This is a genomic window from Micromonospora matsumotoense (genome assembly GCF_050951065.1).
GTDB classification, from domain to species: domain Bacteria; phylum Actinomycetota; class Actinomycetes; order Mycobacteriales; family Micromonosporaceae; genus Micromonospora; species Micromonospora matsumotoensis.
The window spans coordinates 524,256-548,284 of record NZ_CP192025.1 but is presented as its reverse complement, the minus strand read 5'-3'; the positions used below and the strand labels follow the sequence as shown (position 1 = coordinate 548,284).

Annotated in this window: 22 protein-coding genes and 1 tRNA gene; 6 read left to right on the top strand and 17 right to left on the bottom strand. The window is 70.7% G+C overall.

Annotated features, from left to right (window positions below):
• Positions 1-24: 24 nt before the first annotated feature.
• The 7 genes from ACQP1S_RS02650 to ACQP1S_RS02620 all read right to left on the bottom strand — a co-directional run bounded on the left by ACQP1S_RS02650 (position 25) and on the right by ACQP1S_RS02620 (position 5,493).
• Positions 25-522: a hypothetical protein gene (locus ACQP1S_RS02650; RefSeq protein ID WP_091244584.1), complete on the bottom strand. Its 498-nt coding sequence runs from the start codon at positions 520-522 to the stop codon at positions 25-27.
• Complete coding sequence (locus ACQP1S_RS02645; RefSeq protein WP_363669853.1) at positions 522-1,040, bottom strand: SigE family RNA polymerase sigma factor; 519 nt, start codon at positions 1,038-1,040, stop codon at positions 522-524. The genes ACQP1S_RS02650 and ACQP1S_RS02645 overlap by 1 nt, the downstream gene beginning before the upstream one ends.
• Positions 1,041-1,164: 124 nt before the next feature.
• Complete coding sequence (locus ACQP1S_RS02640) at positions 1,165-1,758, bottom strand: hypothetical protein (protein ID WP_432902550.1); 594 nt, start codon at positions 1,756-1,758, stop codon at positions 1,165-1,167.
• Between the two features lie 276 nt (positions 1,759-2,034).
• Positions 2,035-3,819, bottom strand: coding sequence for an ABC transporter permease (locus ACQP1S_RS02635; RefSeq protein WP_432902548.1), 1,785 nt, complete (start codon positions 3,817-3,819; stop codon positions 2,035-2,037).
• A gap of 1 nt (position 3,820) precedes the next feature.
• A complete protein-coding gene (locus ACQP1S_RS02630; RefSeq protein WP_432902546.1) occupies positions 3,821-4,555 on the bottom strand; it encodes an ABC transporter ATP-binding protein in 735 nt (244 codons plus the stop codon).
• Positions 4,552-5,076, bottom strand: a complete 525-nt coding sequence (locus tag ACQP1S_RS02625) for a PadR family transcriptional regulator (protein ID WP_432902544.1) — start codon at positions 5,074-5,076, stop codon at positions 4,552-4,554. Before ACQP1S_RS02625 ends, ACQP1S_RS02630 begins: the two co-directional genes overlap by 4 nt.
• Before the next feature lie 264 nt (positions 5,077-5,340).
• Positions 5,341-5,493, bottom strand: a complete 153-nt coding sequence (locus tag ACQP1S_RS02620) for a hypothetical protein (protein WP_432902542.1) — start codon at positions 5,491-5,493, stop codon at positions 5,341-5,343.
• Between the two features lie 1,078 nt (positions 5,494-6,571).
• Here ACQP1S_RS02620 and ACQP1S_RS02615 point away from each other — a divergent pair.
• A complete protein-coding gene (locus ACQP1S_RS02615; protein WP_432902540.1) occupies positions 6,572-6,979 on the top strand; it encodes a hypothetical protein in 408 nt (135 codons plus the stop codon).
• Positions 6,980-7,293: 314 nt separating this feature from the next.
• Here ACQP1S_RS02615 and ACQP1S_RS02610 read toward each other — a convergent pair whose 3' ends face one another.
• From ACQP1S_RS02610 to ACQP1S_RS02580, 7 genes are all read right to left on the bottom strand, one after another.
• The gene (locus tag ACQP1S_RS02610) at positions 7,294-8,358 is read right to left on the bottom strand and encodes a hypothetical protein (protein WP_432902538.1); all 1,065 of its coding nucleotides are present in this window, start codon (positions 8,356-8,358) and stop codon (positions 7,294-7,296) included.
• A gap of 83 nt (positions 8,359-8,441) precedes the next feature.
• Positions 8,442-8,888 carry a hypothetical protein gene (locus ACQP1S_RS02605; protein WP_432902537.1) on the bottom strand — a complete coding sequence of 149 codons (447 nt, stop codon included), beginning with the start codon at positions 8,886-8,888 and terminating at the stop codon, positions 8,442-8,444.
• Entirely contained in the window at positions 8,885-10,141 is a 1,257-nt protein-coding gene (locus tag ACQP1S_RS02600; RefSeq protein ID WP_432902535.1) for an RAMP superfamily CRISPR-associated protein, read from the bottom strand. The genes ACQP1S_RS02605 and ACQP1S_RS02600 overlap by 4 nt, the downstream gene beginning before the upstream one ends.
• The gene (locus tag ACQP1S_RS02595) at positions 10,138-11,463 is read right to left on the bottom strand and encodes an RAMP superfamily CRISPR-associated protein (RefSeq protein WP_432902533.1); all 1,326 of its coding nucleotides are present in this window, start codon (positions 11,461-11,463) and stop codon (positions 10,138-10,140) included. The genes ACQP1S_RS02600 and ACQP1S_RS02595 overlap by 4 nt, the downstream gene beginning before the upstream one ends.
• Positions 11,460-12,062: an RAMP superfamily CRISPR-associated protein gene (locus ACQP1S_RS02590; protein ID WP_432902531.1), complete on the bottom strand. Its 603-nt coding sequence runs from the start codon at positions 12,060-12,062 to the stop codon at positions 11,460-11,462. Before ACQP1S_RS02590 ends, ACQP1S_RS02595 begins: the two co-directional genes overlap by 4 nt.
• Positions 12,059-13,492 (bottom strand): Cas10/Cmr2 second palm domain-containing protein, encoded by a 1,434-nt coding sequence (locus ACQP1S_RS02585; protein ID WP_432902529.1) that lies wholly within the window; start codon positions 13,490-13,492, stop codon positions 12,059-12,061. The genes ACQP1S_RS02590 and ACQP1S_RS02585 overlap by 4 nt, the downstream gene beginning before the upstream one ends.
• Positions 13,489-15,927 carry a TIGR03986 family type III CRISPR-associated RAMP protein gene (locus ACQP1S_RS02580; RefSeq protein WP_432902527.1) on the bottom strand — a complete coding sequence of 813 codons (2,439 nt, stop codon included), beginning with the start codon at positions 15,925-15,927 and terminating at the stop codon, positions 13,489-13,491. The genes ACQP1S_RS02585 and ACQP1S_RS02580 overlap by 4 nt, the downstream gene beginning before the upstream one ends.
• A 294-nt stretch (positions 15,928-16,221) precedes the next feature.
• Here ACQP1S_RS02580 and cas6 point away from each other — a divergent pair, with 294 nt between their 5' ends.
• From cas6 to cas2, 3 genes are read left to right on the top strand one after another with little or no spacing between them, the layout of a single operon-like run.
• A complete protein-coding gene (gene cas6, locus ACQP1S_RS02575; RefSeq protein ID WP_432902525.1) occupies positions 16,222-16,965 on the top strand; it encodes a CRISPR system precrRNA processing endoribonuclease RAMP protein Cas6 in 744 nt (247 codons plus the stop codon).
• Positions 16,962-18,842 carry a CRISPR-associated endonuclease Cas1 gene (gene cas1, locus ACQP1S_RS02570; protein WP_432902523.1) on the top strand — a complete coding sequence of 627 codons (1,881 nt, stop codon included), beginning with the start codon at positions 16,962-16,964 and terminating at the stop codon, positions 18,840-18,842. Before cas6 ends, cas1 begins: the two co-directional genes overlap by 4 nt.
• Positions 18,843-18,848: 6 nt before the next feature.
• Entirely contained in the window at positions 18,849-19,130 is a 282-nt protein-coding gene (cas2, locus tag ACQP1S_RS02565) for a CRISPR-associated endonuclease Cas2 (RefSeq protein WP_432902520.1), read from the top strand.
• Between the two features lie 986 nt (positions 19,131-20,116).
• On the opposite strand, the gene ACQP1S_RS02560 is transcribed toward cas2, so the two are convergent.
• Positions 20,117-20,190 (bottom strand) — tRNA-Thr (locus ACQP1S_RS02560).
• Between the two features lie 111 nt (positions 20,191-20,301).
• On the opposite strand from ACQP1S_RS02560, the gene ACQP1S_RS02555 reads away from it, so the two are divergent.
• The gene (locus ACQP1S_RS02555) at positions 20,302-22,083 is read left to right on the top strand and encodes a metallophosphoesterase family protein (protein ID WP_432902517.1); all 1,782 of its coding nucleotides are present in this window, start codon (positions 20,302-20,304) and stop codon (positions 22,081-22,083) included.
• Positions 22,084-22,183: 100 nt separating this feature from the next.
• Here ACQP1S_RS02555 and ACQP1S_RS02550 read toward each other — a convergent pair whose 3' ends face one another.
• Complete coding sequence (locus ACQP1S_RS02550; protein ID WP_432902514.1) at positions 22,184-22,654, bottom strand: MarR family winged helix-turn-helix transcriptional regulator; 471 nt, start codon at positions 22,652-22,654, stop codon at positions 22,184-22,186.
• 65 nt (positions 22,655-22,719) lie between these two features.
• Here ACQP1S_RS02550 and ACQP1S_RS02545 point away from each other — a divergent pair, with 65 nt between their 5' ends.
• A complete protein-coding gene (locus ACQP1S_RS02545) occupies positions 22,720-23,088 on the top strand; it encodes a VOC family protein (RefSeq protein ID WP_091244568.1) in 369 nt (122 codons plus the stop codon).
• A 61-nt stretch (positions 23,089-23,149) separates the two neighbouring features.
• Here ACQP1S_RS02545 and ACQP1S_RS02540 read toward each other — a convergent pair whose 3' ends face one another.
• Entirely contained in the window at positions 23,150-24,010 is an 861-nt protein-coding gene (locus ACQP1S_RS02540; protein ID WP_091244564.1) for a PSP1 domain-containing protein, read from the bottom strand.
• Positions 24,011-24,029: the final 19 nt, after the last annotated feature.

Sequence of the window (24,029 nt, the reverse complement as noted above, 5' to 3'; positions counted from 1 at the left end):
CCTTCCCGGGCAGGTGGCAGGGGGTCAGGAGGTGCAGAACGGTGCCGGCCGGGTCAGGCCAAGCTCCGCGCAGTCCCACTCGGTGCCCTGGTCCTGGTATCGCCAGCCCGTATCGGGGGTGTAGTGGAACAGGTAGCGGACGTTGCCGCCGGCCGGGCGCTTCACGTCGGCTGCCGCCCACGTCTGCGCGCACTGCACCCCGGTCGGCGCGAAGGACCAGTCCGACGGCAGTTCGACCAGGTCCCCGAGGGTTTCGATCGACGGACAGTCGGGTTGCCCGGGTCCGGCACCGCTGGGGGCGGCTGCGGGTGTCGACGAGGTGCCGGGCCGCTGGCTGACGGCGAAGGCGACCGTACCGCCGATGGCGAACACCATCGCGGCGGCGGCGACGCCGGTGGCGACCGTCGCCCGTCGTTGCGACTGCCGCGACTTACGCAGGGCCCGCTCGTACAGGTCGGCGCTGCCGCCGTGCTCGCTCAGATCGGTCAGGGCCTGACGCAGCGGCCCGAGGTTGTCGGTCATCAGGCCTCCTCCATCACAGCCGAGAGCAGCTCGGGCGCTATCTCCCGCATGCGGGCCAGTGCCTTGCTGGTCTGACTCTTGATCGTGCCGACCGAGCACTGCAACAGGTTGGCGGCCTCGGCCTCGCTGCGGTCCTCGAAGAAGCGGACCACCAGCACCGCACGCTGCCGCGGGGTGAGCTTGGCGAGAGCCTGGTGCAGCGCGAGCTTGAGATCGGTACGGCCGGCGTGATCACTGCCGGGCTGCGCCACGTCGGCCAGTTCCCCGGGCAGGGACTCGGCCACCCTGCGGCGTCGCCACCAGCTCACCTGCTGGTGGTACATCGCGGTGCGGGTGTACGCCTCGAAATGCCCCGGGTCGTTCAGCCGCCGCCGGCCCCGATGGGTGCGGGCCAGAGCGTCCTGCACCAGATCCTCGGCGAGGTGCCGGTCGCCGGTCAGCAGGAACGCCGTCCGGAGCAACGCCGGCGAGCGGGTGCGGACGAACTCCCGGAACTGATCGTCGATCGAATCCGTCATGCCCCGCTCGTGCCCCCCACCTACCCCGAAGGTTGTCAGGGCACGGCGGCATCGATGCGGCCGGCTGACTGTGGCGCACACCGTAGCTGGTGTGCGCCACAGCGCGCGACCGCGGTCACCCTGATCAGTCGGAGATGCAGAACGGCGCCGGCACGGTGAGGCCGAGGTCCTTGCAGTCGTAACCGCTGCCCTCGCCGTAGTACTTCCAGCCCGTACCGGCCGTGTAGTGGAACAGATAGACGCCGTCACCGGCCTTCGGGCCCTGCGGGTCGGCACCCGCCCAGTCCTTCACGCACTCGACCTTGCCGAAGGTCACGCCCTTCGGCAGCTCGACCAGGGATCCCAGCGTCTTCGCCGAAGGACACGTGGGACTCGTGGTCACCGGCTTCGTCGTCGCCGGCTTCGTCGTCGCCGGCTTGGCCGTCGCCGGCTTCGTCGTCGTGGTCGCCGGGTCCGAGATGCAGAAGGGCGCCGGCACGGTGAGGCCGAGGTCCTTGCAGTCGTAACCGCTGCCCTCGCCGTAGTACTTCCAGCCCGTACCGGCCGTGTAGTGGAACAGATAGACGCCGTCACCGGCCTTCGGGCCCTGCGGGTCGGCACCCGCCCAGTCCTTCACGCACTCGACCTTGCCGAAGGTCATGTCCTTCGGCAGCTCGACCAGCTTCTGCAGGGTCGCCCCGGAGGGACAGTCGGCGCTCTTGACATCCCCGGCCGTCATGGTGGTCACCGTGGACGTCGGACTCGGAGTGCCGTTCGCCGGAGCGGACGCGGTCGAGCCAGAGCCGGATTCCTCTGTGCCGCAGGCGGTCAGTGCGAGCAGAACGGTGACGGCGGGCAGCAGCAGAAGACGACGTGCGGACATATTCGGACCCCTATGGATCGTGGCGATCGTTGCTTACATCCGGGTACATGCGATCCACCGCCCGCAGGTTGCCGCCAACCAGAACTTTTTCTCAGATCTTTCGGCGAGGGCTGCGTCCGGTGGTCACGGCGCTCAGGTCTGAGCGGACCGGAGTACGTTCGCGACCGGGCGGTGGGCGGCGGCCATGGCGGGAAGAGCGGTGAGGGCGGCCACCACGAGCAGGACACCGACAGCCGCGCCGACCATCCAACCGGCGGGGGCGTACCGGTCACCGTCGAAGAGCAGATACAGCCCGGTGCCGAAGGGGATTCCGGCAGCGACGCCGGGTATCGCGGGAAGGAGCTGCGCCACCGCCAGGCCGATGCCGGCCTGCCCCGGCGTCGCACCCAGCGCGCGGGCGACCGCCAGGGGGTGCCGGGTGTCGAGGACCGCCGTCCAGGTGCTCACGATGGTGTTGCAGAGCGCGAGGACGCACGCGACCCCGGCGACGAGGAACATGGCGTGGAGCTGCCGCTCGTTACGGGCGTCGGGGAAAGTCGAGTAGCCGAGGTTGAGCGGGTCCTCGTCCTGCGCCAGGTTCGTGAGCGCGGCAGCGAGCGCGGCCGTCGTGATGAGGGTGTTGACGGTGACGAGCCGGGCGCGGCGCGGCCGGCGGGCGTTGATGCGTACGCCGATCAGCAGGGCGACGGGCAGGCGGCGCGACAGCCAGATGGCCCACCGTCGCCGGCGCGGCGGTGTCGCGGCGTCGGCGAGGGCGTCGGTCGTGCTGGTCACGGCGGCCCGCACCACCGGCACCAGGGTCGCCGCAACGGCGATTCCGAGGGCAAGCGCGGTGGCGGCGACCAGCACCCGCAGCGGCGGGTGGGCGCCGCCGGAATCGACGAATCCGGCGCTCGGGCGGAACAACCTGGGCGCGGCGGACCAGCCGGCGGCCAGTCCGAGCCCGGCGGCGACCACCCCGATCAGCAGGTATTCGGTGAGGTGCACGACGGCGACCATGCCCGGTCCGGCACCGACCGCCTTGAGCAGCCCCACCCGGCGGCGTTGGGCGATGACTCGACCCGCGACGATGCCCGCGACGCCGGCCACGGCGAGGACCGCGAGGAGCCAACTGCCGATGGTCAGGGTCTCCTGTGCCGCGCCGGTCAACTTGCCGTTCCGGTAGGCCAGTTCCTGCCAGGTGCGGACCGACCCCCCACGGAAGTCGTCGGTGTTGGTCGACGCGGCTCTGAACGCCGCACCGGCCTGCGGATCGGCCAACTTCAGGTTCAGGGTGTACGCCAGCGACTGGCTGCCGGCAAGTGCGGCGACGTCGCCACGGTCGACCCAGACCAGGCCGCCCTTCTCGACCAGCATGACGCCCGGGGGGTGCCAGCCGACCGAGGGGAACACCGGCCTGGCAGCGGTGACCGCGAGCCCGAGCACGCGCAGCGGACGCCCGGCGACGCTCACCGTGTCGCCGGGTTGCGTCCCGAGGGCCTCGGCGAAGGTGCGCTCGACGACCACGCCGCCGGGGCGTACCCAGGTTCCGTCGGTCACCGCTGGCCGGTTGACCGCGGCCGGTGTGCCGTCACGGCCCTCGACGACGACCCGGACGGTCGTGCCGTGGGCGGTCAGCGCCAGATAAGCGACCGGGAACGGTCCACCGTGGGCGGTCACGCCGGGCGCGGTCGTCAGGGGAGCGAGCGCGGCGAGCGCGGCGGGGCCGGTGGCTCCCGGTTCCACGACCACGTCCGGTCCTGCGGTGACGGCGCGGGTCTGCTGATAGGGGTCGGCGATCAGCACGTTGAGCGTCAGGCCGAGGGAGAGTGTCGCGGTCGCGCCGGTGACGGCGATCAACAGGAGGGCGGTCTCGGTCGGATGCCGGCGCAGATCGCGGATCAGCAGCCGGTACACGAGCAGCAGGCGGCCGATCATGTCAGCGCCGCCCGTCGTAGACGGTGCCGGTGCCGGCACCGACCGCGCCGAGGTGGGTGTCGTCGGCGAAGGTTCCGTCGCGCATGGTGACGATCCGGTCGACGACCGCGGCGATGCGCGCGTCGTGCGTGACCATGACGAGGGTCTGTCCCCTGGTGCGGAGGTCGTCGAACAGTCGTAGGACGTCGAGGGTGGCGGCGCTGTCGAGATTGCCGGTGGGCTCGTCGGCCAGTACGACCAGCGGCTCGTTGCTCAACGCCCGGGCGATCGCGACGCGTTGCCGCTGCCCGCCGGAGAGTTGCGACGGCAGGTGCGTGGCGCGGTCCGCGAGGCCGACCCGGTCCAGCAGATGCAGGGCGCGGCGGCGGGCCCGGCCCGGCGACCGGCCGGCCAGCAACGCCGCCAGTTCGACGTTCTCCACTGCGGTCAGCTCGTCCATGAGGTGGAACGCCTGGAACACGAACCCGACGCTGTCCCGCCGCATCCGGGCCAGGGCCCGTTCGCTCATCGTGTCGATCCGCTGCCCGGCCACCCACACCTGTCCACCCGTGGGGCGCTGCAGCCCACCGAGCAGGTGCAACAGGGTCGACTTGCCGCAGCCGCTGGGTCCCATGATCGCCAGTGCCTGTCCGCCCGGCACGTCCAGGTCGACGTCGTCGACGGCGCGCACCAGCGCGTGCTCGTCGCCGTACCGCATGCTCAGCCCAGACGCCCGCAACACCGTCGATCCGGTCACGCCCCCGCCCTCCGCCCGGTCCACATCCGTTCGCACGCCTCCAGCCACTCCAGATCCGCCCGCAACCGCAGCACGACCCCTTCCAACAGCAACCCGGCGACCGCATCCAGTGACCGGTCCAACGCTGCCCGTTGGGTGTCCCGGAGCCGGCGCAGCACCTCGCGGCGCTGCGCGTCGACCAGCGCCACCGGATCGGCCAACCGGGCGGCAGCGGCGACCACCAGCTTGAGATGGAACTCGGTGAGATCCGGCCTCGGCCAGCTCACCTCGGCCAACCAGCCCGCGACCCGCTGCTGCCCGGCCGGGGTCAGCGCGTACACCCGCCGGTCGGGCCGGTCCGGCAGCCCGTCGGTCCGCTCCGAGGTCACCAGCCCGGCCTTTGCCAGCCGGGTCAACGTCACGTAGATCTGTCCGGCGTTCATCGCCGCACCGAGCGGGCCGAGAGCGGAACGCATCCGGCTGCGCAGCTCGTATCCATGCGCCGGCTCCTTGGCCAGCATGGCCAGCACCACGTCCTGCACCCCGGCACGCCCCTCAGATCGAGTGCCAATAGATAACCGCTATCTATTGGCACTGTCAAATCACCGCAAGGTGACGGCCCTGGAGTGCAGCCACTGGACGAGGTTCACAAGGCGTTCCGGAGGTGGCGGCAGCCCATGCCCGGCGAGTCGGGACCTCGACCGATCGGTGGCCACGCCGACCTCACGCCCGCCACCGGCGCCTGCATTGCCGAAATCCTGGCGCTGCACCGGGAGGACGTCGACGTCGGTGCCGAAGCACGACGCTCACCAGTTGCGGCCCGATCGCCCCGCCTCGGTTCGCGGTCGGGATGCCGCCAGGTCGCCAATCCACGCCGCCGACAATCCCCGCGACGCGATCTTCGCCTCCCGGCGCGGCACCTGCCGGTGCCGCAGAATGTGCGCCGTCAGCAGCGTCAAGCCTGTCCCACCCTGGACAGTTCCGACATTCTCGAACAGCTTGGTGCAGGTCCAGACATTAATGGACCCAAACCTCACGATCGCGGGAGGCGCCGGACCAGGTAGGCCTGCCCCCGCTGACAGGTGCGCGGAACCTGATCGTCGGCAGGCGTTTGTGGGGGCGGGGCGACTCAAAACCCCATCGATGAAAATGAGGCCCCGACCAGCTAACTTGCTGATCAGGGCCTCTCACTGAGCCGCCTGACGGAATCGAACCGTCGACCTACGCTCCTCGAACCCTGTGATCTTGGCGTCGTCATCGACTGTCGGTACTTGGCGCTGACCTGCGCGGACGACCGGGCAAGGTGATCATCAATTGTCGCCTCTGGTCAACCGTTGGCAGGAGTTTTCGGGGGGTAAACGGGGGCGGCAACCAGGCACGGCGCATCGCTGCTGCCGGGGCTGGCGCAGGTCGACGCCCTGCCTTCGACGGAGACCTATGCGCCCGCCTCGCGTCTCGGGGGCTGACCAGTGGCTATACCATCCGTCTGACTGCCGCCCGACGCACGAAGCCGGCCGTCTCAGGGATTCGGACCTGCGCGCTCGTGTACAGCACCGGTGCTGCCCCCATCGACGTCGCGGCCTACTCCCAGTCACCGACCGGCCGCGCGGCCGACCTGCCCCGCTCGTACCGGCGCTCGCAACCCAGCCCCGGCACAAGTACGCGGTGATTCGTTCCCTCATCAGACGTGTGGCAGCCTACGCCCGATCACCCGAGAGGTTGACCCTTACACTGCTTGACCGCTGCCCTCCCAAGCTTGTCATTGATCATCGGGAGCGGTCGCTGACCTGCGCAGACGCGGTCACAAGTTGCTCAACGCTTGTCGCCGTTGGCCGGTTGATGGTACGGGTTCTCGAGGGGTAAACGAGGGCAGTGGCGCACGGCACGTCACGCCCGTCCAGAGTCGCCGCGCGCCGGATCGCCCGGCACGACCGACCAACATCGTTGCCAAATCAAACCGGAACGATTTCACCTTCGAACAATCGGGGTTCATACGCGCTTGGGCGTGACGTGGCTTGGAACGAGCACGACCGGTGGGTGTACCTGCTGCAGCACCTGTTTCCATACGCCCTTGAGCGTGACGTGATTCAGGACAAGTGGGCCGTCGTCGTGCTGGACGGGGACGGAACGATGCGGTTTTTATACACCCTTGGGTGTGACAGATCTTGGAACTTGCGGGTCTACGCGTCGGCCCAGATCCTGAACGCGTCTCCATACGCCTTCGGGCGTAACGTGATTCGATTCCGTGACGCGTACTTCACGGTACGCGCACCCAATAGCCTGTTTCCATACGCCCTTGGGCGTGACGTGGTTGAGGACCACGAGTGGGCGATCATGCACCCCGTGGAGGGGTTTCTATACGCCCTTGGGCGTGACGTGGTTGGGGACCGCGATGTTGACGGGGTATCAGGGCAGCTTCTCGTTTCCATACGCCCTTGGGCGTGACGTGGTTGGGGACGGCGACCTCATCGTTTCAGCTCGCAGACGGACCGTCCTGTTTCCATACGCCCTTGGGCGTGACGTGGTTGGGGACTGGGCCCGTGCTCAGTGGGGCTCCGCGACGACATGTGTGTTTCCATACGCCCTTGGGCGTGACGTGGTTGGGGACCCTATCGCTCTCATGCCGGGCTTGACCAGGGTGTTTTCGGCAGGTTGCATACCCCCTCGGTCCGGACGGCCCAAAAGTAGCCGATAGTCGATGAAAATGCCGCGTTTACGCTGGTGAAGACCACTGCATAGGGGGCAAGGCGGAGGCATGATCAGCTACCCAGGCCCGCTTCGTCGGTTTCTGCACCGTTTCGACGGTGCTCGGAGGGAAGCTTGGCGAGTGGTCGGGTGGCTTGCGCGGGATGGGCCCGGATGGGGGTGTAGGTCGCGCTTTGCTGGTCGTAGTACAGCAAGTGGGTGCGGTCGAAGAATCGGGTCTTCGCTTGGGCGAGGTGCCATCCGATGGCCATGGCGAGCACCTTGGGCATGGCAGCAGCGATGACGACTCCACGTGTTCCGGCTTCATCTTGAACGGCGATTATCGCATTGGCAAGTGGCCTGGCGAACGCGGCAACCTCGGGGCCGGTGAAGGTGATGCGGTTGAGTTCTGCGGTGTCGCTGACTGCGCCTGTCCGGATGCGTCGGCATTGGCTGACAGAGTATTCCGCGAATACCGCCAGCGGCGTCATTTTCGCGGCTGCGGGCGCGAAGGCGAGGATCAGGCCGATGGGACCGTCCGGTGCCGTGGTGTCGAGAGGGAGTTCTTCCGTGATGAGGGTGGCGGGGGTGACCGCCTTGGTCAGGGTGAAAGTGATGGGTTTGGGAGTGCGGGGGTCTGGCAGTTCGAGGAGTTGCAGGTTGTCGACGATGGGGAGTTCGGCGCCGATGGCGAGGGCGGCGGGCCAGAGTATGTTGGGTGCGATGGTATAGGCCGTGTCGTCGCGGTCGGTGTTGACCACTGTTTCCAGGGCGGCGGCGATGTCGGCGCAGGTGGCACTGAGGTCGATGACGCCCTCATGGGTGTGGGTGGGCAGGTCGGCCCAGCGGGTGACGGATTTGAGTGACATCCGGCCCCGGGCGGCGACCTGGATGGCGGTGTCGTGCAGGTCGGGCATGTCGTCGGCGAGGAGCCGGACGTAGAAGAGGGTGCCGGTGCGGCGGTGGATCAGGCCGCGCCACAGGACGGCGACGAAGAGCAACACGAGCGCGACGGCGAGCAGCGCGACCCGTTCCGGGGACACCTGGCGAGGTGGTTTCAGGGGTACGAGGTCTTCGACGATGAGGCCGAGGGCGGCGGTGGTGAGGGCGGCCAACGTGACGATGGCGAAGTTCGCCACGGCGATAAGGAGCGGGCCGGGGGCCGGTCGCCACCGCGTCATGGCGGTACGGATCCTGGCCGCCGCCCTTGGGCCGGGGCGGTTCATTGGATCCTGACGAAGGTGATCGGGTGGGTGCCGGCGGTCTGGTAGAGGTCGGTCCGCCGGTCGGTGACGGTGTGGTCGAGAGGGCCGACGCGCTTTTCCTGCGCGGGCCAGGTGCGGGCGTGGTGGATGGTGTAGGTGATGGGTTCGGCGGCGATCGGTGGTGGGTCCAGTCGGGGCGTGGCGCTGCCGAGGTGTAGGACGCCGACGATGGCGGTGTCGTCGTCGAGGCGGGCGCGGAGGAGCCAGTCGGTGGTCCAGGCCCACAGATGGGTGTACGGGGGCGGGCTTGCGGGGGGCGCGCCGATGTGGAAGCCGTCGTAGTCGGCCCAGGCGGTGCCGTCAGCCTCGGCCAGGGCCGCGGCGAGGTGCTGCCAGGGAATGCGGCCGTGGGAGTGCAGGACACCGCTGGCCGTCGCGCTGGTGGTGTCCGTGGTGTCGGTCATCGCGTCGGGCTTTCGGGTTGGGGGTGGGGTTCCAGGTCGGGGATGGTGACCGGGTCGGGTGTGGGCGGAGTGTCGAGGCGCAGGGTGCCCATGCCCCGGGTGGTGCGGGAGCCGAGCCCGATGAGCCCGTCGTGCAGGTCGCGCAGGACGTGCTGGATGACGGTGTGCGCCCAGTCGGGTACGTCGGTGAGGGCGTCGATGCGCAGGCGTAGCCGGCCGGCGGTGACCGGAGCGGTCTCATAGAGCAGGCCGTCGCGGGCGCCCCCGGTGACCCGGTCGATGGCCACGTGGGTACGGGCCGGTGGGCGTTGGGCGTCGAGGATCGGGCTGTCGTGGAAAACGAGCCGCCCCCGCTGGCCCTGGTGGCCGAAAAGATCACAGGTGGGGCAGGTACCGCAGCCGGTCTGCTGCCCGCAGGCGGCGTCCGGGCCGTAGCGGGAACGCAGGATGTACTCGGTCCGTGCCCGGAACAGGCCCTTCCACGCGGAGCCGGGCACGAAGGGCTGGTTGTCGCGGGCGCGGTGTGCGGCGGGGCCGGTGGGGCGCGAGTCGCCGACGAGGAGCGCGTCGACGATGTGCAGGTCGGCTTCCAACCAGGGTCCCACCGGAGGTGGTGTCGGGGTGATCGGGTGGGTGGCGACGGCTTCGACGAGCGCGGGGCCGGGGTGGGCGAGCCAGGTGCGCATGCCGTCCGGGGTGGTGGGGTCGATGCGGCCGTGGCGCAGGACGCGCAGCCGGGCCTGCCCGCCGCCTTTGGTGCGGTCGCGGCCGATGGCGGGTTGCCAGGCGGCGAGGGCGTGAAGCTGGTCATCGGTGAGCGGTCCGTCGTGGCGCAGGTAGGCGGTGAGGGTTCCACCGGCCGCGACCGTGCGGCTGTAGCGCAGGGAGTTGGCCCGGGCGGCGCCCCGGTGCCGGTCAATCGCGGTCTGCCCGACGACCTCGGTGGTGTCGCTGCCGGCTTCGGGGGTGAAGTGGGTGCCGAGAATCCACAGCGGCGACGGGTCGGTGAGGTCGCCGCGGTGTGCCGGGGGGCGGCTGCCCATCAGGGTGGTGTCGAGGTGAGTGCCGTGCCGGGTGTCGTGCTGGCGCAGGTGGGCGCGGAGCGAGCCGGCGAGCGCGGACCCGGGCACCCACGGCCGGCCGTTGGCGTCGTGTAGCAGGTCGCGGTCGAGGGTGGGATCGTCGATGGGTACGGCGCCGACGGCCCACCCCGGTTCCACGGCGATCTCGGCGATCAGAAAGGTGATTGTCATCGCGTCGCCTGTCGGGCTGCCGGTTGGCGGTCGGCGGCGGGTGTGGTGAGCACGAGGGTGGTGAGGTCCCGCAGGGTGGCAGCCGGGGCGAGCCCGTTCAATATCTTGCGAAGTTGGTCGCGCTGCCGGCCGGAAAGGTCAGCCGCGGTGGGTTGGGTGAGCAGGTCCGTAAGCAGCTCGGTGGGGACCGTGCCGGTGCGGTGCTGTTCGACCTGGAGGGCGCGCAGGGCGCCGATGAGCCACCGCCAGGCGGCGTCGTCGAGGCCGAGGCTGAGTAGCCGCTCGTGCAGGTCGGACAGCAGGTCGCTGGCGTCGTCTTCCTTCTTGCCGGCGGCGGTGGGTCGCCAGGGCTGGGTGGCGATGGCGACGTAACCGAATCCCTCGGACCGGCGCAGGCCGATACCGTCGCGCCGGAGCCGGGCGGCGAGCGCGGCCAGGACGTCGGAGGCACCGGTGATCCGGTAGGTCGATCCGGCCGCGGCGCACAGTTCGGCGGGTTTGGGCAGCCGGGAGGCGGCGTGCCAGCCGGACCAGGTGATCGCCCGGGTCCACGTCTCGGGCCGCAGGGTGGCCCCGGGGACGAGGTCGAGGGTGGGTTCGGGTTCCAGCCGGGGGCGCCCGGCGAGGTCGACGAAGACCGCGGGGCTGGTCAGCCGTACCACCAGCGGCTGTCCCGGCGCGGGCGGTGCCGCCGCGGCGGGTTGGTGCGGGGTGGTGGTGAGCTCGGCCTGCCCGCCGACGGTACGCCGCCCGCCGAGCCACAGCGTGTGGGGCTGCGCCAGCCACGGGTGGTGGCCGTGGATCAGGCCGGTCAGGATGGTGCCGGCGGGCAGGGCGGCGTTGGCGTACAGTTCGCCGTCCTTGGCCCGACCGGTGGCCGGGTCGATCGAGGTACGGGTGATCCGGGTCAGCCCGCCCGGCACGTCGAGGTCGCCCCGGCTCTGTTCGAGTCGCCGGCCGCAGCCGGGACAGTGGTCGCCGGTCTCGAACGCCTGGTCGATCACCGTTTCCGGACACGCCCGCTCGGTGCGGTACTTGCACCGGAACACCGACAGTGGGGTGCGGTGGCTGCCGGCGGGCAGCAGGTTCCCGTACCGGATCTTCCCGTCGAAGAGGGTCCGGAACTCGTCGGTCTTCGGGTTGCCGCGTCCGGGTGGGCCGTGTTCGGTGATCCAGACGGCGGCGAGCGCGCCGCGTAGCGCGCTGCCGGGCACGTACGGGTGGCCGGCGGTGTAGTAGCCGATCTCGGAGCCGACGCCGAGGGCGAGTCGCTGCCGGGCCACCACGGTCACCGCCAGCGCGGCCGGGCCGGTGGTGCTCACGACGACTCCTTCCGGCCGTGGAGCAGGTCGACCAGGTGTTCGACGCTGGCCGCGGTCCACCGCGGGTGCAGCGGGGTGATGCTCACCCAGCCCAGTCCTCGCCGCCGGTCGCCGCCGAGCGCGGTCACCGCCCGGGCGGAGGCGGTCAGCACCGCCTCGTGCCGGGGCAGGTCGTCGGCGGGCACCGGGCCGCTGCGGCGTACCGTGAAAATGGCCCGGTGCGCGAGGATCTCCTCGCCGACGGTGAGTGCGCCGTCGACCACGGTGTGCGTTGCCTCGGAGATCTGGATCCGGGCGCGGGCGCGGACCCGCAGCGGCTCGGCCCCGGCACCCCCGTCGCCGTCGCTGAGGGTGGCGCCGCCGGTGAAAGCGGCGTCGGACCAGCTCCACGGCGAGGGCTGCCAGGCGGCCCCGAACACCGCCTCCACCAGGTGTGCGGGCAGGTTGAGCAGGTCCCGGGCGGCGGACCGCATGACGCCCTTGATGCTGGAGGCGGGCAGCGGCGCCTCCCGGTCGATGACGCTGTCGGCGCCGTCGCCGGCCCGGCCGGTCGCCACCCGGAACGGGCCGTGGAAGCTGATCTCGAAGGTGAGGGTCACCGCCACCACCGGACCAGGGAGAGCGCGTCGGCGACCGCGGCCGGTCCGCCGTGGGTCAGGAACGGGTCGAGCACATCGCCCCGGTCGAGGCGGCGGGCCTGCTCACGCAACCGGGCGGCGGACAGGCCGGGCCGGTCGGGGTCGATGAGCCGCGCGCAGACGGCCCGTCCGGACGGCGGGACGGCGGCCAGCGCCGCCAGCGCCGGTCCCAGATCGGCCAGTGCCCGCGTGGTCCACGTCGCCCGATGCCGGGGTTGCTGTTCCCCGTCGCGGGTGACGTCCAGCCAGCCCACCGCCGCGTCCCGCCCCTGGTGCTCCTGCTTCGCCGTCTTGAGCGCGCCTTCGGCCAGTTCCGCGCTCCGGCGGAACGGGAACGTGGCGTGGGCGAAGACCATGCCGGCCGACCCGGTCACCCGCTGCCCGTCGGGTAGGTGCTCGGCCAGGCCGTCGACGCCGCGCATCCGGTCGGCGAACGCCTCCAGGTAGGTGGTGACGAACCGCCACGCCCGGTCGGCGACCACCGAGACGAGCACGTCATCCCCGCCGACCAGATGCGGGATGACCGGCACCGTACGGGAGGAGTCGAGCACGGTCCGGGTCGCCTCGACCAGCGCGACGCGGGTGGCCGCCGACACCCGCGCCGACACCCGCGCCTTCAGGTCCCGGTCGCCGTAACGGGCGATGTGGTCGAAGAGCGCGCCGAGGCCGTTACCGTCGATGTGCACCGTCGCCAGGTGGTTGCGGCAACCGTCCTCCGCACCCAGCGCGGCCAGCTCGGTGAAGTGCTGCACGACCTGACGCGGGGTCAAAGACAGCGCCTCCAGCAGGTCGGTCTCGGCACCGACGGGCACGTGCTCGTGCCACAGCCCGGGCCGCCGGTACCGGTCGGCGTACCGGGCCTCGCAGTCCGCGCAGACCGGCACGTTCCCTTCCTCGTGAATGTCAATGGCGGCGACCGCCGGGTCGACCCGGCAACGGGCGCAGGTGGCCAGCACGGGCAGGTCCGGCAGCGGCGGGAACGCCTCCAGACCGGCACCCGCCCCAGGCTCGCGCATGGCCCGGTACGCCTCCAGGTAGGAGTCTGCGGTGGCCCAGTTCGCCCGTAGCCACACCCCGGGCAGCCGTCGCCGCAGCGCGTCGACGACAGTCCGGGCCACATCCTCGGCGCCCCCGTCGCTGCGGGAATCGCCGGCCGGGCCGGCGGGGATCCGCAGGGGGATCAGCCCGTCCGCCTCGCCCGCCTCCTGGTTCACCTCGGGTCTGTGGTGCAGCGGCGCGGTGGCGGTGGCCAGCCAGTCGGGCAGCCCGGCCCGGTGCGAGGCGTGGCTGAGCCACGCCGACGCGCCACGCCGGCCCTTCAGGTCCGGGGTGCGGCTCAGGTAGTCCCCGATCCGGACGGCGGCGATGTCGATGAACATCCCGCCGGTCACGTCCACCGCTCCTCGGGCCGATGTTTCTCGTGCCCCTTGTAATTGATCGGCAGGGTCTGGTCGGCTTCGGTCGGGTCGGGCAGCGGCAGCAACGGCCGTTCCTCGCCCTTCTTGAGAAACATGCCACTGGTGACGGTGAAGAAGGTGTACGGCTTGTCGAATTGCTCCAGATCCTGCTGCCGGTCGGTCCAGTCAGCGCCGGGCGGGTACGACACCCGGGCGCCGTTGACCGTGCCGGCCGCCAGCACGGCGGCCAACGCCGGCCAGGTTGCGGTCACCTCGCCCGGGCAGGCGGCGACGAACGCACCGACGAGCACCTCCGGCGCGTACGCGGGCTGCGGCCCATCCCCGTAACGGCTCGCCGCGTCCCACACCTGCGCCTGTACGACGGTGGCGGTGCAGGAGCCGAGACCCAGCGGCTTGCCACCCCCCAGATGCAGCCGCGACAACCCGGCTCCCCCGGCGTCGCCGCCGGCACGCAGCACCCGGTCCGGTTGCAGGGCCGCCAGCAGGCCGCCCAGCTCGGCGGGGTCCAGGTTGTCGAAGGTGACCGTCTGCGTCAGCGTCGTGCCGGGCGGGGCGAGCAACCTGTCCTCGACCATTTTCGGCGAGTGATGCGCCTGTGCCTCGTGTCGGGGCGGATGCGTGCCGGGCGCGGAGTGCCAGTAGAACTTGCGGCCCCGCACCGGGCGAAGCTGTGAAGCGTCCGGGTCGGCGCCCCACTCCCGGGTCGGCAGTCGTCCCTCTCGCGCCGGGCGGCGATCGGCGTAGGACAGGTAGAACTGCCCGGCCCCGGCCCGCGGCGCGCTCATCGGCGCCCGCCGGATGGCGGTCAACGCGACCGGTCCGGTCGACACGGCGTCCCCGAACCGGACGTGCCCGGCGTACGCGCGCTGGTCGGCCCTGCCGTCCTCGTCCCGCGCCCGGGTGTCCGCCGACCCGAACAACCGGCACGACGGGCACAACGACGCCGGATCGGTGCAGGGCAGCAGATGGGGCGGGACCCGCTCACCCAACGGTCCCGTGCCGAGGTGCCGCCAGATCGCCGACAGTCGCAACTCGACGACCCGGCCGGTCTGGTCACGGCGTACCCACAGCACGTCGCCCGGCTCGAACCGGCCGGTCACCGACTTCCGCCGGCCGATGGTCTGCCCCCCGAACGTCACCGGCACCCACTCCGGCGGCGCGTCCGGCGTACGGTTCTGGACCGCCTCGCGGGCGCCCTCCACCGCCTGCCGGAACCGGCGCCACGCCGCCTCGTCCACCTCCGCCTCCGCCGCCGAGTCGGGGATGTGGCCGCAGGCGGCGAAGTACAGGGCCGGACTGCCGTCCCGGCGTCGCGGCGGACGGGCTCCGGCATCGGTCAGCAGCACCACCCAGTCACCACCGGTCGACACCCGGGCCTGCTCGGCCAGCTCGTACCGCCCCAGGCTGGTCTTACTCGTCGGCGGATCGAGGTCGACCCGGCTGCCGGTGCGCAGGCCGGCGCCGCAGGCCGCCACGAGCTGCCCGGAACGGACCCACACCACCTGGGTCGCCGGCCGTACCGTCAACGGCTGCCCGTCGAACTCCGTGGAGACGACGGCCAGGGTCCAGTCGTCCGACAACGCCGAGGCGGTGTCCCGATAGGACGGAACGAACGCCTCGTCGACGATCCGCAGGCAGCCGCCGGCCAAAGTCTCGTGCACCGACCGCACCACGCCCTTGACCGACGAGCCGGGAAACCGCAGCACCGCACCGTCGGCCGAGCCGTCGGGCGCCTGGGCCGGTCCGGTTAACTCCCACCGCACCACCAGCCGGCCCGACAGCCGGCCCGGCGCCAACCACTCGTGCCCCGCCGGCTCCCGCCGCACCACCCGACCGGGGAACGGCACGAACGTGTACGGGTTGACGAACCGGTCCGTACTCCGCATCCGAGCTTTGGCCGCCTTGGCCGCCTTCCGCTCCCGGCGGAGCGCCGCCTCAGCCGCCTTCTGGTCCCGGCGCCGCGTCTCCTCGGCCAGCCACCCGGACAGCCCACCCGGACGCACCCAGCAGCCCGGCACCGGCCCCGACGGATCGAACAGGAGGAAATCCCCGATCTGCCGGACCCGCTCCAGCGTGGCCTCGTCGCCCGGCAGACCGAGCGACGACGGAGGAAAGGTGACGCCCCGGTCGCTGGCACCCCGCTCGGTCAGCCGCACCGCCACGCCGTCCCGCTTCGCCGTACACCGGCGGGCCGGCGGACCGCTCAGGTCGAGCAGGCAACCGCCGTCCTCGACAATCAGCTCACCCACCCGGGGCAACGGAATCCGCCCGCACTCGGCGGACACCTCCCCGGCATCTCCGACCGGCACCTCGACCACGCTCTCGTCGCCGCCCCCGCCGCCGTTCACCGGCACGTACCGCAGCAGCCGCGCATTCTCATCCCAGCCGGTGACCACCACCAAGGCCATCAGGCGTCACCGCAACCCGGAAACACTCCCCGCCGGCCACCGCCGAAAGTCATGACTCCCATACGTACCGTCCCGCCAGAACGACCGCAAGGCCGCATCCGAGCCAGAATGCGACCGTCTAGACACCCACCGCAGTCAAAAGTGGGTGTTGGACCTGGTCACCGCACCGCCATCATCGATGAACGGAACGGCCCATAATTTGTCCAGATCACGACAACTACTGACACTTGCCACTCCCCCTACGGCCACGTACGGTGAGCCCCGTTCAGCGCCGCGACACCCAGTCCGATCCGGATGGAGACCGCCGCCGACATGCCCAGCCGCTGGCGGATCGCCACCCCCGGCATCGACCCCACGCGGGTACGGTTGGAACACCTGCACGCCGTCGTCTCCGGCTGGTTCGACACCGACGGCACGCACCGCGCCCCGGCAAAGCCGTACACGATCAGCCCGCCCACCTCGGACGCCGCAGGCTGCGGCTTTGAAATCACGCTGCTCGACGACACCCTCACCAACCGGCTCCTCACCCGAGCCGCCCCCGGCGTCCGGCTGCGGCTCGGCGCTCAGCACACCCGCCTCACCACCGGCGCCGAACAGCTCGCCACCACCACGTGGACCCACCTGGCCGGCAGCGACAGCGGCGCCAACGCCTGGTGCCTACGGTTCGTCACCCCCACCACGTTCCGCCGCGGCAACGCGTTCACTCCCTGGCCGGCACCCAACCCGGTCCTCGGCAGCCTGCGCGCCGCCTGGCGCCGCTTCGCCCCACCCGACCTCCCCGAGATCGTCCTCGACCTCTCCACCGACCCGGTCTGGGTGACCGACATCGACGGCGCCAACGAGATCCTGCGGATCAACAACCTCACCATCTCCGGGTTCGTCGGCCGCATCCGCTACACCTGCGACAACCCCGAAATCCGCGCCACCGTGGACCGGCTCATCCGGCTGGCCCCCTACGCCGGGATCGGCGCCCACACCACCCGAGGACTCGGCCAGGTCCACCCCGAACCAACCTGGCGACAACCGAGCCGCCCGTGACCAGCCCCAGCCCGCTGTACACGACCGCGACCAGCCTGGCCGCGCTCACCGCCGCATGGGAAGACCTGCTCGCCGACGACCACGACGACGGCACGCTCTCCGCCGGCACCCGCCGGTTCGCCACCAACCCGCACACCCGACTCACCGACCTCGCCGAGCAACTCGCCACCGGCACCTACCGGCCACAACCACTGGCCCCGGTGACCATCCCGAAGGACGACGGCGGCACCCGGCACCTGGCGATCCCGCCGGTCACCGATCGGATCGTGGAGAAAGCCCTCACCGCAGCCCTCTCCCCGATCATCGACCCGCTACTCGGCCCCGCCACCTACGCCTACCGGCCCGGCCTCGGCGTCACCGACGCCGTCCAGCAGGTCGCCCGGCTCCGCGCCGAAGGTCTCGGCTGGGTCGCACACGCCGACATCGACGACTGCTTCCCCTCGATCGACGTGCCCCGCCTACGACGCCTGCTGTCCGCCACGGTCACCGACCCGGACATCCTCGCCCTGGTCGATCTCCTACTCAGCCGTCCCGTCGGCGACGACACCGGACCACGCCCCACCCAGGGCCTGCCTCAAGGCGCACCGCTGTCCCCCCTGCTGGCCAACCTCGCCCTGCGACACATCGACGACCAGGTCACCGCCGCCGGATTCCCCATGGTCCGCTACAGCGACGACTTCTGCGTCCTGGCCGCCACCCGCACCGACGCACAGGAAGGACTCCACCTTGTGGAACACGCCGCCGCCGAAATCGGCATGCGCCTGGGCACCGACAGCAGCGTGATGTCCTTCACCGACGGGTTCTGCTTCCTCGGCGAGGACTTCGGCCCCCGCTACCCACCCGTCCTCGACGACCACCGCATCGCCGAACCCGCCACCCGCACTGTCTACGTCGCCAAACCCGGCGCCTCCCTACGCACCGAAGCCGGCCGACTCATCGTCGAATCCGCCGACGACGTCGAACTACTCGACGTACCCACCGGACACGTCGAAAGACTCGTCCTGTTCGGTCCGGTCGGGCTCAGCGCCGGCGCTCGCTCCTGGGCCCTCGCCAGCGACATCGAAGTGATACTGGCTTCCCGCCGTGGCCACTACCTCGGGCAGCTCAGCTCAGGCTCCACCCGACGGGTGACCCGGCTCCGCGCCCAACTCTCCTGCGCCGACAACCCGGACCGAGCCATCCCGTTCGGCCGCGCCGTCGTCGAGGCGAAACTCCGCAAGCAGATCGTCCTCATCCAGCGGATCACCCGCCGCGACAACCACGAAGACCTCGCCGCCAGCGTCGACGCGATGCGCCGCATGCTCGCCCTGCTACCCGAGGCCGCCACCCGAGACGAGATCATGGGTGTAGAGGGCGCCGCTGCCCGCGCCTACTTCACCGCGCTGAGTCTCGCCGTCCCCGAGCCCCTCCGGTTCACCGGCCGGAGCCGGCGCCCGCCCCTGGACCTCGTCAACGCCGCCCTCTCCTACGGCTATACCCTGCTGACCGGCGAAGCCGTCGCCGCCCTAGCCGCTGCCGGCCTCGACCCCGCCATCGGGCTCCTCCACACCGACACCGACCGCCGACCCAGCCTCGCCCTCGACCTCATCGAGGAGTTCCGCCCTCTGGTCGTCGACCAGGCCGTCACCACCCTCGCCCGCGCCAACCAACTCCGCCCCGAACACGCCCGCGCCGAGAACGGCCGCGCCGGCATCCTGCTCACCGAAGCCGGCCGCGCCGCCCTCATCGACGCCTACGAACGCCGCATGCTCCACACCACCCGAGGAGCCCTCCCCGGCTTCACCGGCAGCCTCCGCCGCCACCTACACCGCCAAGCCCAACGCCTCGCCGCCCACATCGACCACGGCACCCCGTGGACCGGCCTCTCCTGGCGCTGATCCACCATGCCCACCGTCCTCATCACCTACGACATCTCCACCGACACCACCCGCGCCCACGCCGCCGCCATGCTCCAGACCTGGGGCGACCGCATCCAACGCAGCGTCTTCGTCTGCACCCTCGACACCGACGACCTCCACCACCTGACCGAACGACTGCGCCAACTCGTCAATCCCCGCAGCGACGCCATCCACATCGTCCCCCTCTGCGGAACCTGCTGGGACGGCATCACCACGATCGGCCAAGCCACCGTCCAACCCGATACCCTCTACTGGGCAGTCCCATAGAAGCCACCGAAAGCATCAAAACCCGGCAATCCGGGCCTGGGTAGCCGATCAAGCCTTCACACCACCCCCTATGCAACCATCCCCACCAGCACAAACACACGAAATTTATCGAGCCACGCCGATCAGCATACCGCCCGACATAAGGGGGTATGCAACACCTTGACAAACACCCTGGTCACACCCCTCGCAGAGGGATAGGGTCCTGAACTGCGTCACGCCAGAGGGCGTATGGAGACAAGTTGGACTTGGGGTCGGCCGCTGCCGTCTGGTTCTGAACTGCGTCACGCCAGAGGGCGTATGGAGACATGTTGCCGATGAGGAGACCGGCGGTGAGGACCAGTCCTGAACTGCGTCACGCCAGAGGGCGCATGGGAACTGGACCTTCTGGACCTACTGGCCCTTCTTGTCCTTGTTGTCCTGAACTACGTCACGCCAGAGGGCGTAATGGAAACGTCACTCAAACCATCAGCGATGGCAGTTGTCATGCCCTGAACCGCGTCGCATCAAAGGCCGCATGGAAACCGCTGTCGTCAGCGACCAGAAACCGATCTCCATGTCCGCGGTCCTGAACCACGTCACACGAAAGGGCGTATGCATCCAGAATCACCTACGACCAGCCCTCGACGGCGGCCCGATGCGCCCATCCGGCGGCGTCCGCCACGGTCAAGCCGGCGGTGCCGACTCCGGTACCAAGATCCGCCAGCGCCGGACTGGTGCCGCATAGAGCAACGAAGGGACGCTCGCGAGTCCGTCAGCCAGGATTGCCGGCAACGACAGGATGCCGGCGCCGGTCCCGGTGCGTGAGGCGGAATCAAGCCGAACCCGGACGAGATGACCGTCGAGATCACGCCTGCGCGAACTCCACATCGAGCCCAGCGGTTCCGCCCGACCCTGGCCCCCGAGGAGGTTTTCGGGGGGCGATTCAAAACCGCATCGATGAACATGAGGCCCTGACCAGCGAACCTGCTGGTCAGGGCCTCTCTCTGAGCCGCCTGACGGAATCGAACCGTCGACCTACGCATTACGAGTGCGTCGCTCTAGCCGACTGAGCTAAGGCGGCAACGATCGTTGAGTGTACGGTACGACCCCGGCCGGAACCGAGGGGGTTCCCGGCCGACCGACCCGGACATCAAGGCACATCAGTGCCGAGCGTGACGGCTAGGCTGCCCAGGTGAGCGACGACCACGCCACCCCCCACCACCCCGCCACCCCGGGCCGCCCTGCCACCCCCGACCACGCCACGGCGGGCCCGGACGCCGAGCACGCCCCCGGCGAACGGGCCGTACGCAGACCACGCAGCACCGATCCGGTGGAGTTGGGCTTCACACCCCGCAAACCGGTCCCCTGGCTCGCGCCGTTCCTGTTGATCAGTACCGGCATCCGTACCCTGCTGGCGATGTTGTTCGGGGCATACCTCGACAAGCGGGAGTTGCAGAACGCGCTCGACGCGCGGATCGGCGAGCAGGTCGGCCCGGACGGTGGGCTCTGGCTCGACTACGTGGCCGACCTGGGCGACGGTTTCGACGCGACGTACTCGGTGGCGTACCTGCTGGCCCAGCCGGAGCTGACGGTCGACGGGCACCGGCTGCCCCGGGCGCAGACCCTGGTGATGGGAGGCGACCAGGTGTACCCGTCGGCGGCCTACGAGGCGTACGAGGACCGGTGCAAGGGGCCGTACCAGGCGGCACTGCCGGTGGCCCCGCCGCAGCAGCCGACGCTGTTCGCCGTACCCGGCAATCATGACTGGTACGACGGGCTGACCGCGTTCCTGCGGCTCTTCGTCCGCTCCCGGGACCGGAACTTCGGCGGTTGGGGGACCGGTCAGTCCCGGTCGTACTTCGCGGTGCAACTGCCGGCGGGGTGGTGGCTGCTCGGCCTGGACGACCAGTCGGGGTCCTACCTGGACGATCCACAGCTCGCCTACTTCGACGAGGTGGCCCGCCGGCTCGGCCCCGACTCCCGGGTGATCCTGGCGGTGCCGGCGCCGACCTGGGTGAAGTCCGTCGACCATCCCACCGCGTACGACTCGGTCGACTATTTCGTCCGGACGATCATCGCGCCCACCGGCGCGCACGTCCGGCTGCTGGTCTCCGGCGACCTGCACCACTACGCCCGGTACGCCGGCCCGGAACGGCAGCTGATCACCTGCGGCGGGGGCGGCGCGTACCTCTATCCGACGCACACCCTGCCCGAGCGGATCGACGTGCCGCCGAAGGACACCCTCTCCCGCCGGGCCAGCCGCACCCGCGCGTACGACCTGGTGGCCCGGTTCCCGGACGCGGCCCGCTCCCGCCGCTACGGCTGGGGGATCTTCCACCGGCTGCCCCGGCGCAACCCGGGCTTCGGCACCCTGCTCGGCACCCTGCACACGCTGCTGATGCTCGCCATGGCGGGCGTCGCGGCCAACCGGACCAGCACCGAGCAGCGGCTGTTCAGCGTCCCGCTGGTGCTCATGTTGGCGGTGACGCTGCTCGGCGCGGCCTTCTTCGCCAAGCCGCCCAGCGCCGGTGGGAAACGGCACGTCCGGCACTGGCTGCTCGGCGTCGGTCACGGGCTCGCGCACGTGGCGCTCGCCGTCGCCGGCACCTGGGCCTGGCTGCACCTGCCGTTCTACCACTGGCCGTGGCCACTGCCGGCGGTCGCCGCCGCCGTGCTCTACGGCCCGGTGATCGGGCTGGTCGCCACCCAGTTGGTGGCCGGGTACCTGCTGGTGGCGGGGGCCTTCGGGGTCAACGTCAACGAACTCTTCGCCGGCCAGGGCATCGAGGACTCGAAGTCGTTCCTGCGGATGCGCATCGACCCGGACGGCACGCTCACCATCTATCCGATCGCCGTCGACCGGGTCTGCCACGACTGGCAGCTCAACCCCGACCAGTCCCCCACCGCCTCCTGGCTGACCCCCCGCACCCCCCTCACCCCCCACCTGGCCGAACCCCCGGTAACCCTCACCTGACTCCCCCGCCCCGCCCACCCACGCCGCCCGCCCCGTCCCACCCGCGTTGATCAAGAGGTTTACGTCACCAGGCGCAATCGAACTGACGCAAACCTCTTGATCAACCCCGACCCAAGGGGGGTGGGGGTGGGGAGGTCAGGGAGTGGATCATGGATTTCAGGGCGTGGAAGGCGGTTGAGCGCTCGGCCTCGGTCATGCCGGAGAGCATCCTGACCTCGACCGAGCGGACCGCTGCGGTTGCCTGGTCCAGGCTGCGTCGACCCCTCGGCGTGAGCCGCGTGGGCAGCGCCTTGCCTACGGGGGCCTCGGCGGGCCTGGTCACGTAGCCCTCCCGTTCCAGGTTCTGGAGCAGGACGTTCATCGTCTGTCGGGTCACGAATGCGCCCCGCGCGAGTTCGGAGTTCGACAGGCCCGGTCGCTGCGCCAGCAGTTCGAGGCAGGCGTAGTGCGTCACGCCCATCCCGAGCGGCCGCAGCACCTCCTCCATGGCCGCCCGCAGGGCGCTCGACGCCTCTTTCAGCAGGTAGCCCAGGGACGTGTTCAGGTCGATGCCGGCATCACCTTGACTCATGTCAGGATTCTGACATAGGTTGAGCTGTGTCAGGAACCTGACATAGAAGAAGGAGTATCACCACCATGCCCGTCACCGGCCCGGACTTCATCTCGCTCCAGGCGCGCGACCTCGCCGCCTCGCAGGCGTTCTACGAGCGCTATCTCGGTCTCGTCCGCTCGCCGGCCGGCCCCCCGCACGCCGTCGTCTTCGCGACCAAACCGATCGCGTTCGCCCTGCGTGACGTCGTCCCCGGCACCGATCTCGACTCCGTCGCCCAGCCCGGCATCGGTGCCGCGATCTGGCTCCACGCCACGGACGTGCAGGCCATCCACGACGCCCTCGTCACCGATGGACACCCCATCGTCGCCGCACCGGTCGACGGCCCCTTCGGCCGGACGTTCACCTTCGCCGACCCCGACGGCTACCAGGTCACCCTGCACGACCGCGCCTGAAGCGCCGGCCCCTGGCGACAGGCGAGCGACACCTGCGAACCGGCAGGCGGGGGCACGTCGATCAGCGCGCCGCCCCGTCGGGGCCGGACAGGTCACGGCTCTCGTAGGCGCTGCGGGAGCCGCAAACGTCGGCGCGGGAGCACAGGGAGCGCGAGCCGTCGGCGTCCAGGCGGACGGTCACCGCGTCTCTCGGGACGCTGTGGCCGACCACCCGACCCTCCCCTTCCGGCGTGGTGACGCGGCTGCCGACCGCCGGGGCGGACTCGGTGAATTTGGCATACAACGGGTGCTCGTACTTGAGGCAGCACATCAGCCGGCCACAGGCGCCGGAGATCCGCAGCGGGTTCAACGGGAGATCCTGATCCTTGGCCATCCGGATGGTCACCGGCTCGAAGTCGTTGAGGAAGGTGGCACAGCACAGGTCCCGACCGCAGGAGCCGATGCCACCCTGTACCCGGGCCGAGTCCCGGGCGGAGAGCTGCCGCAGCTCCACCCGACAGTGCAGGGTCGCGCCCAGGTCCCGGACCAGGGACCGGAAGTCCACCCGGTGCGGGGCGGTGAAATAGACAGTGGTCCGGTCCCCGGTGCCCTCCGCGGCGGCGAGGACGTGATCCACCGCGACCACCTTCATCGGCAGGCCATGCTCCCGGATCAGCCGCTTCGCGGCCACCTTCGCCTCGGCCTTGCGCCGCCGCAGCAGTTCGTCGCGGCGTAGGTCGTCGTCGCCGGCCAGACCGGCCAGCTTCGGGAAGCCGTCGGTCTCCTCGGTGACCCACTGCGCCGCCCAGACGCACTCCGCCACCTCGGGGCCGTCGTCGGTGGGGACGAGCACCCGGTCGCCGACCTGCGGGCGGAACTCCCCCGGGTCGAGGTAGTAGAGCCGCCCGTACCGGTTGAAGCTGACCGCGCAGAGCATGCCCATGCCATCAGCCTACGACGGA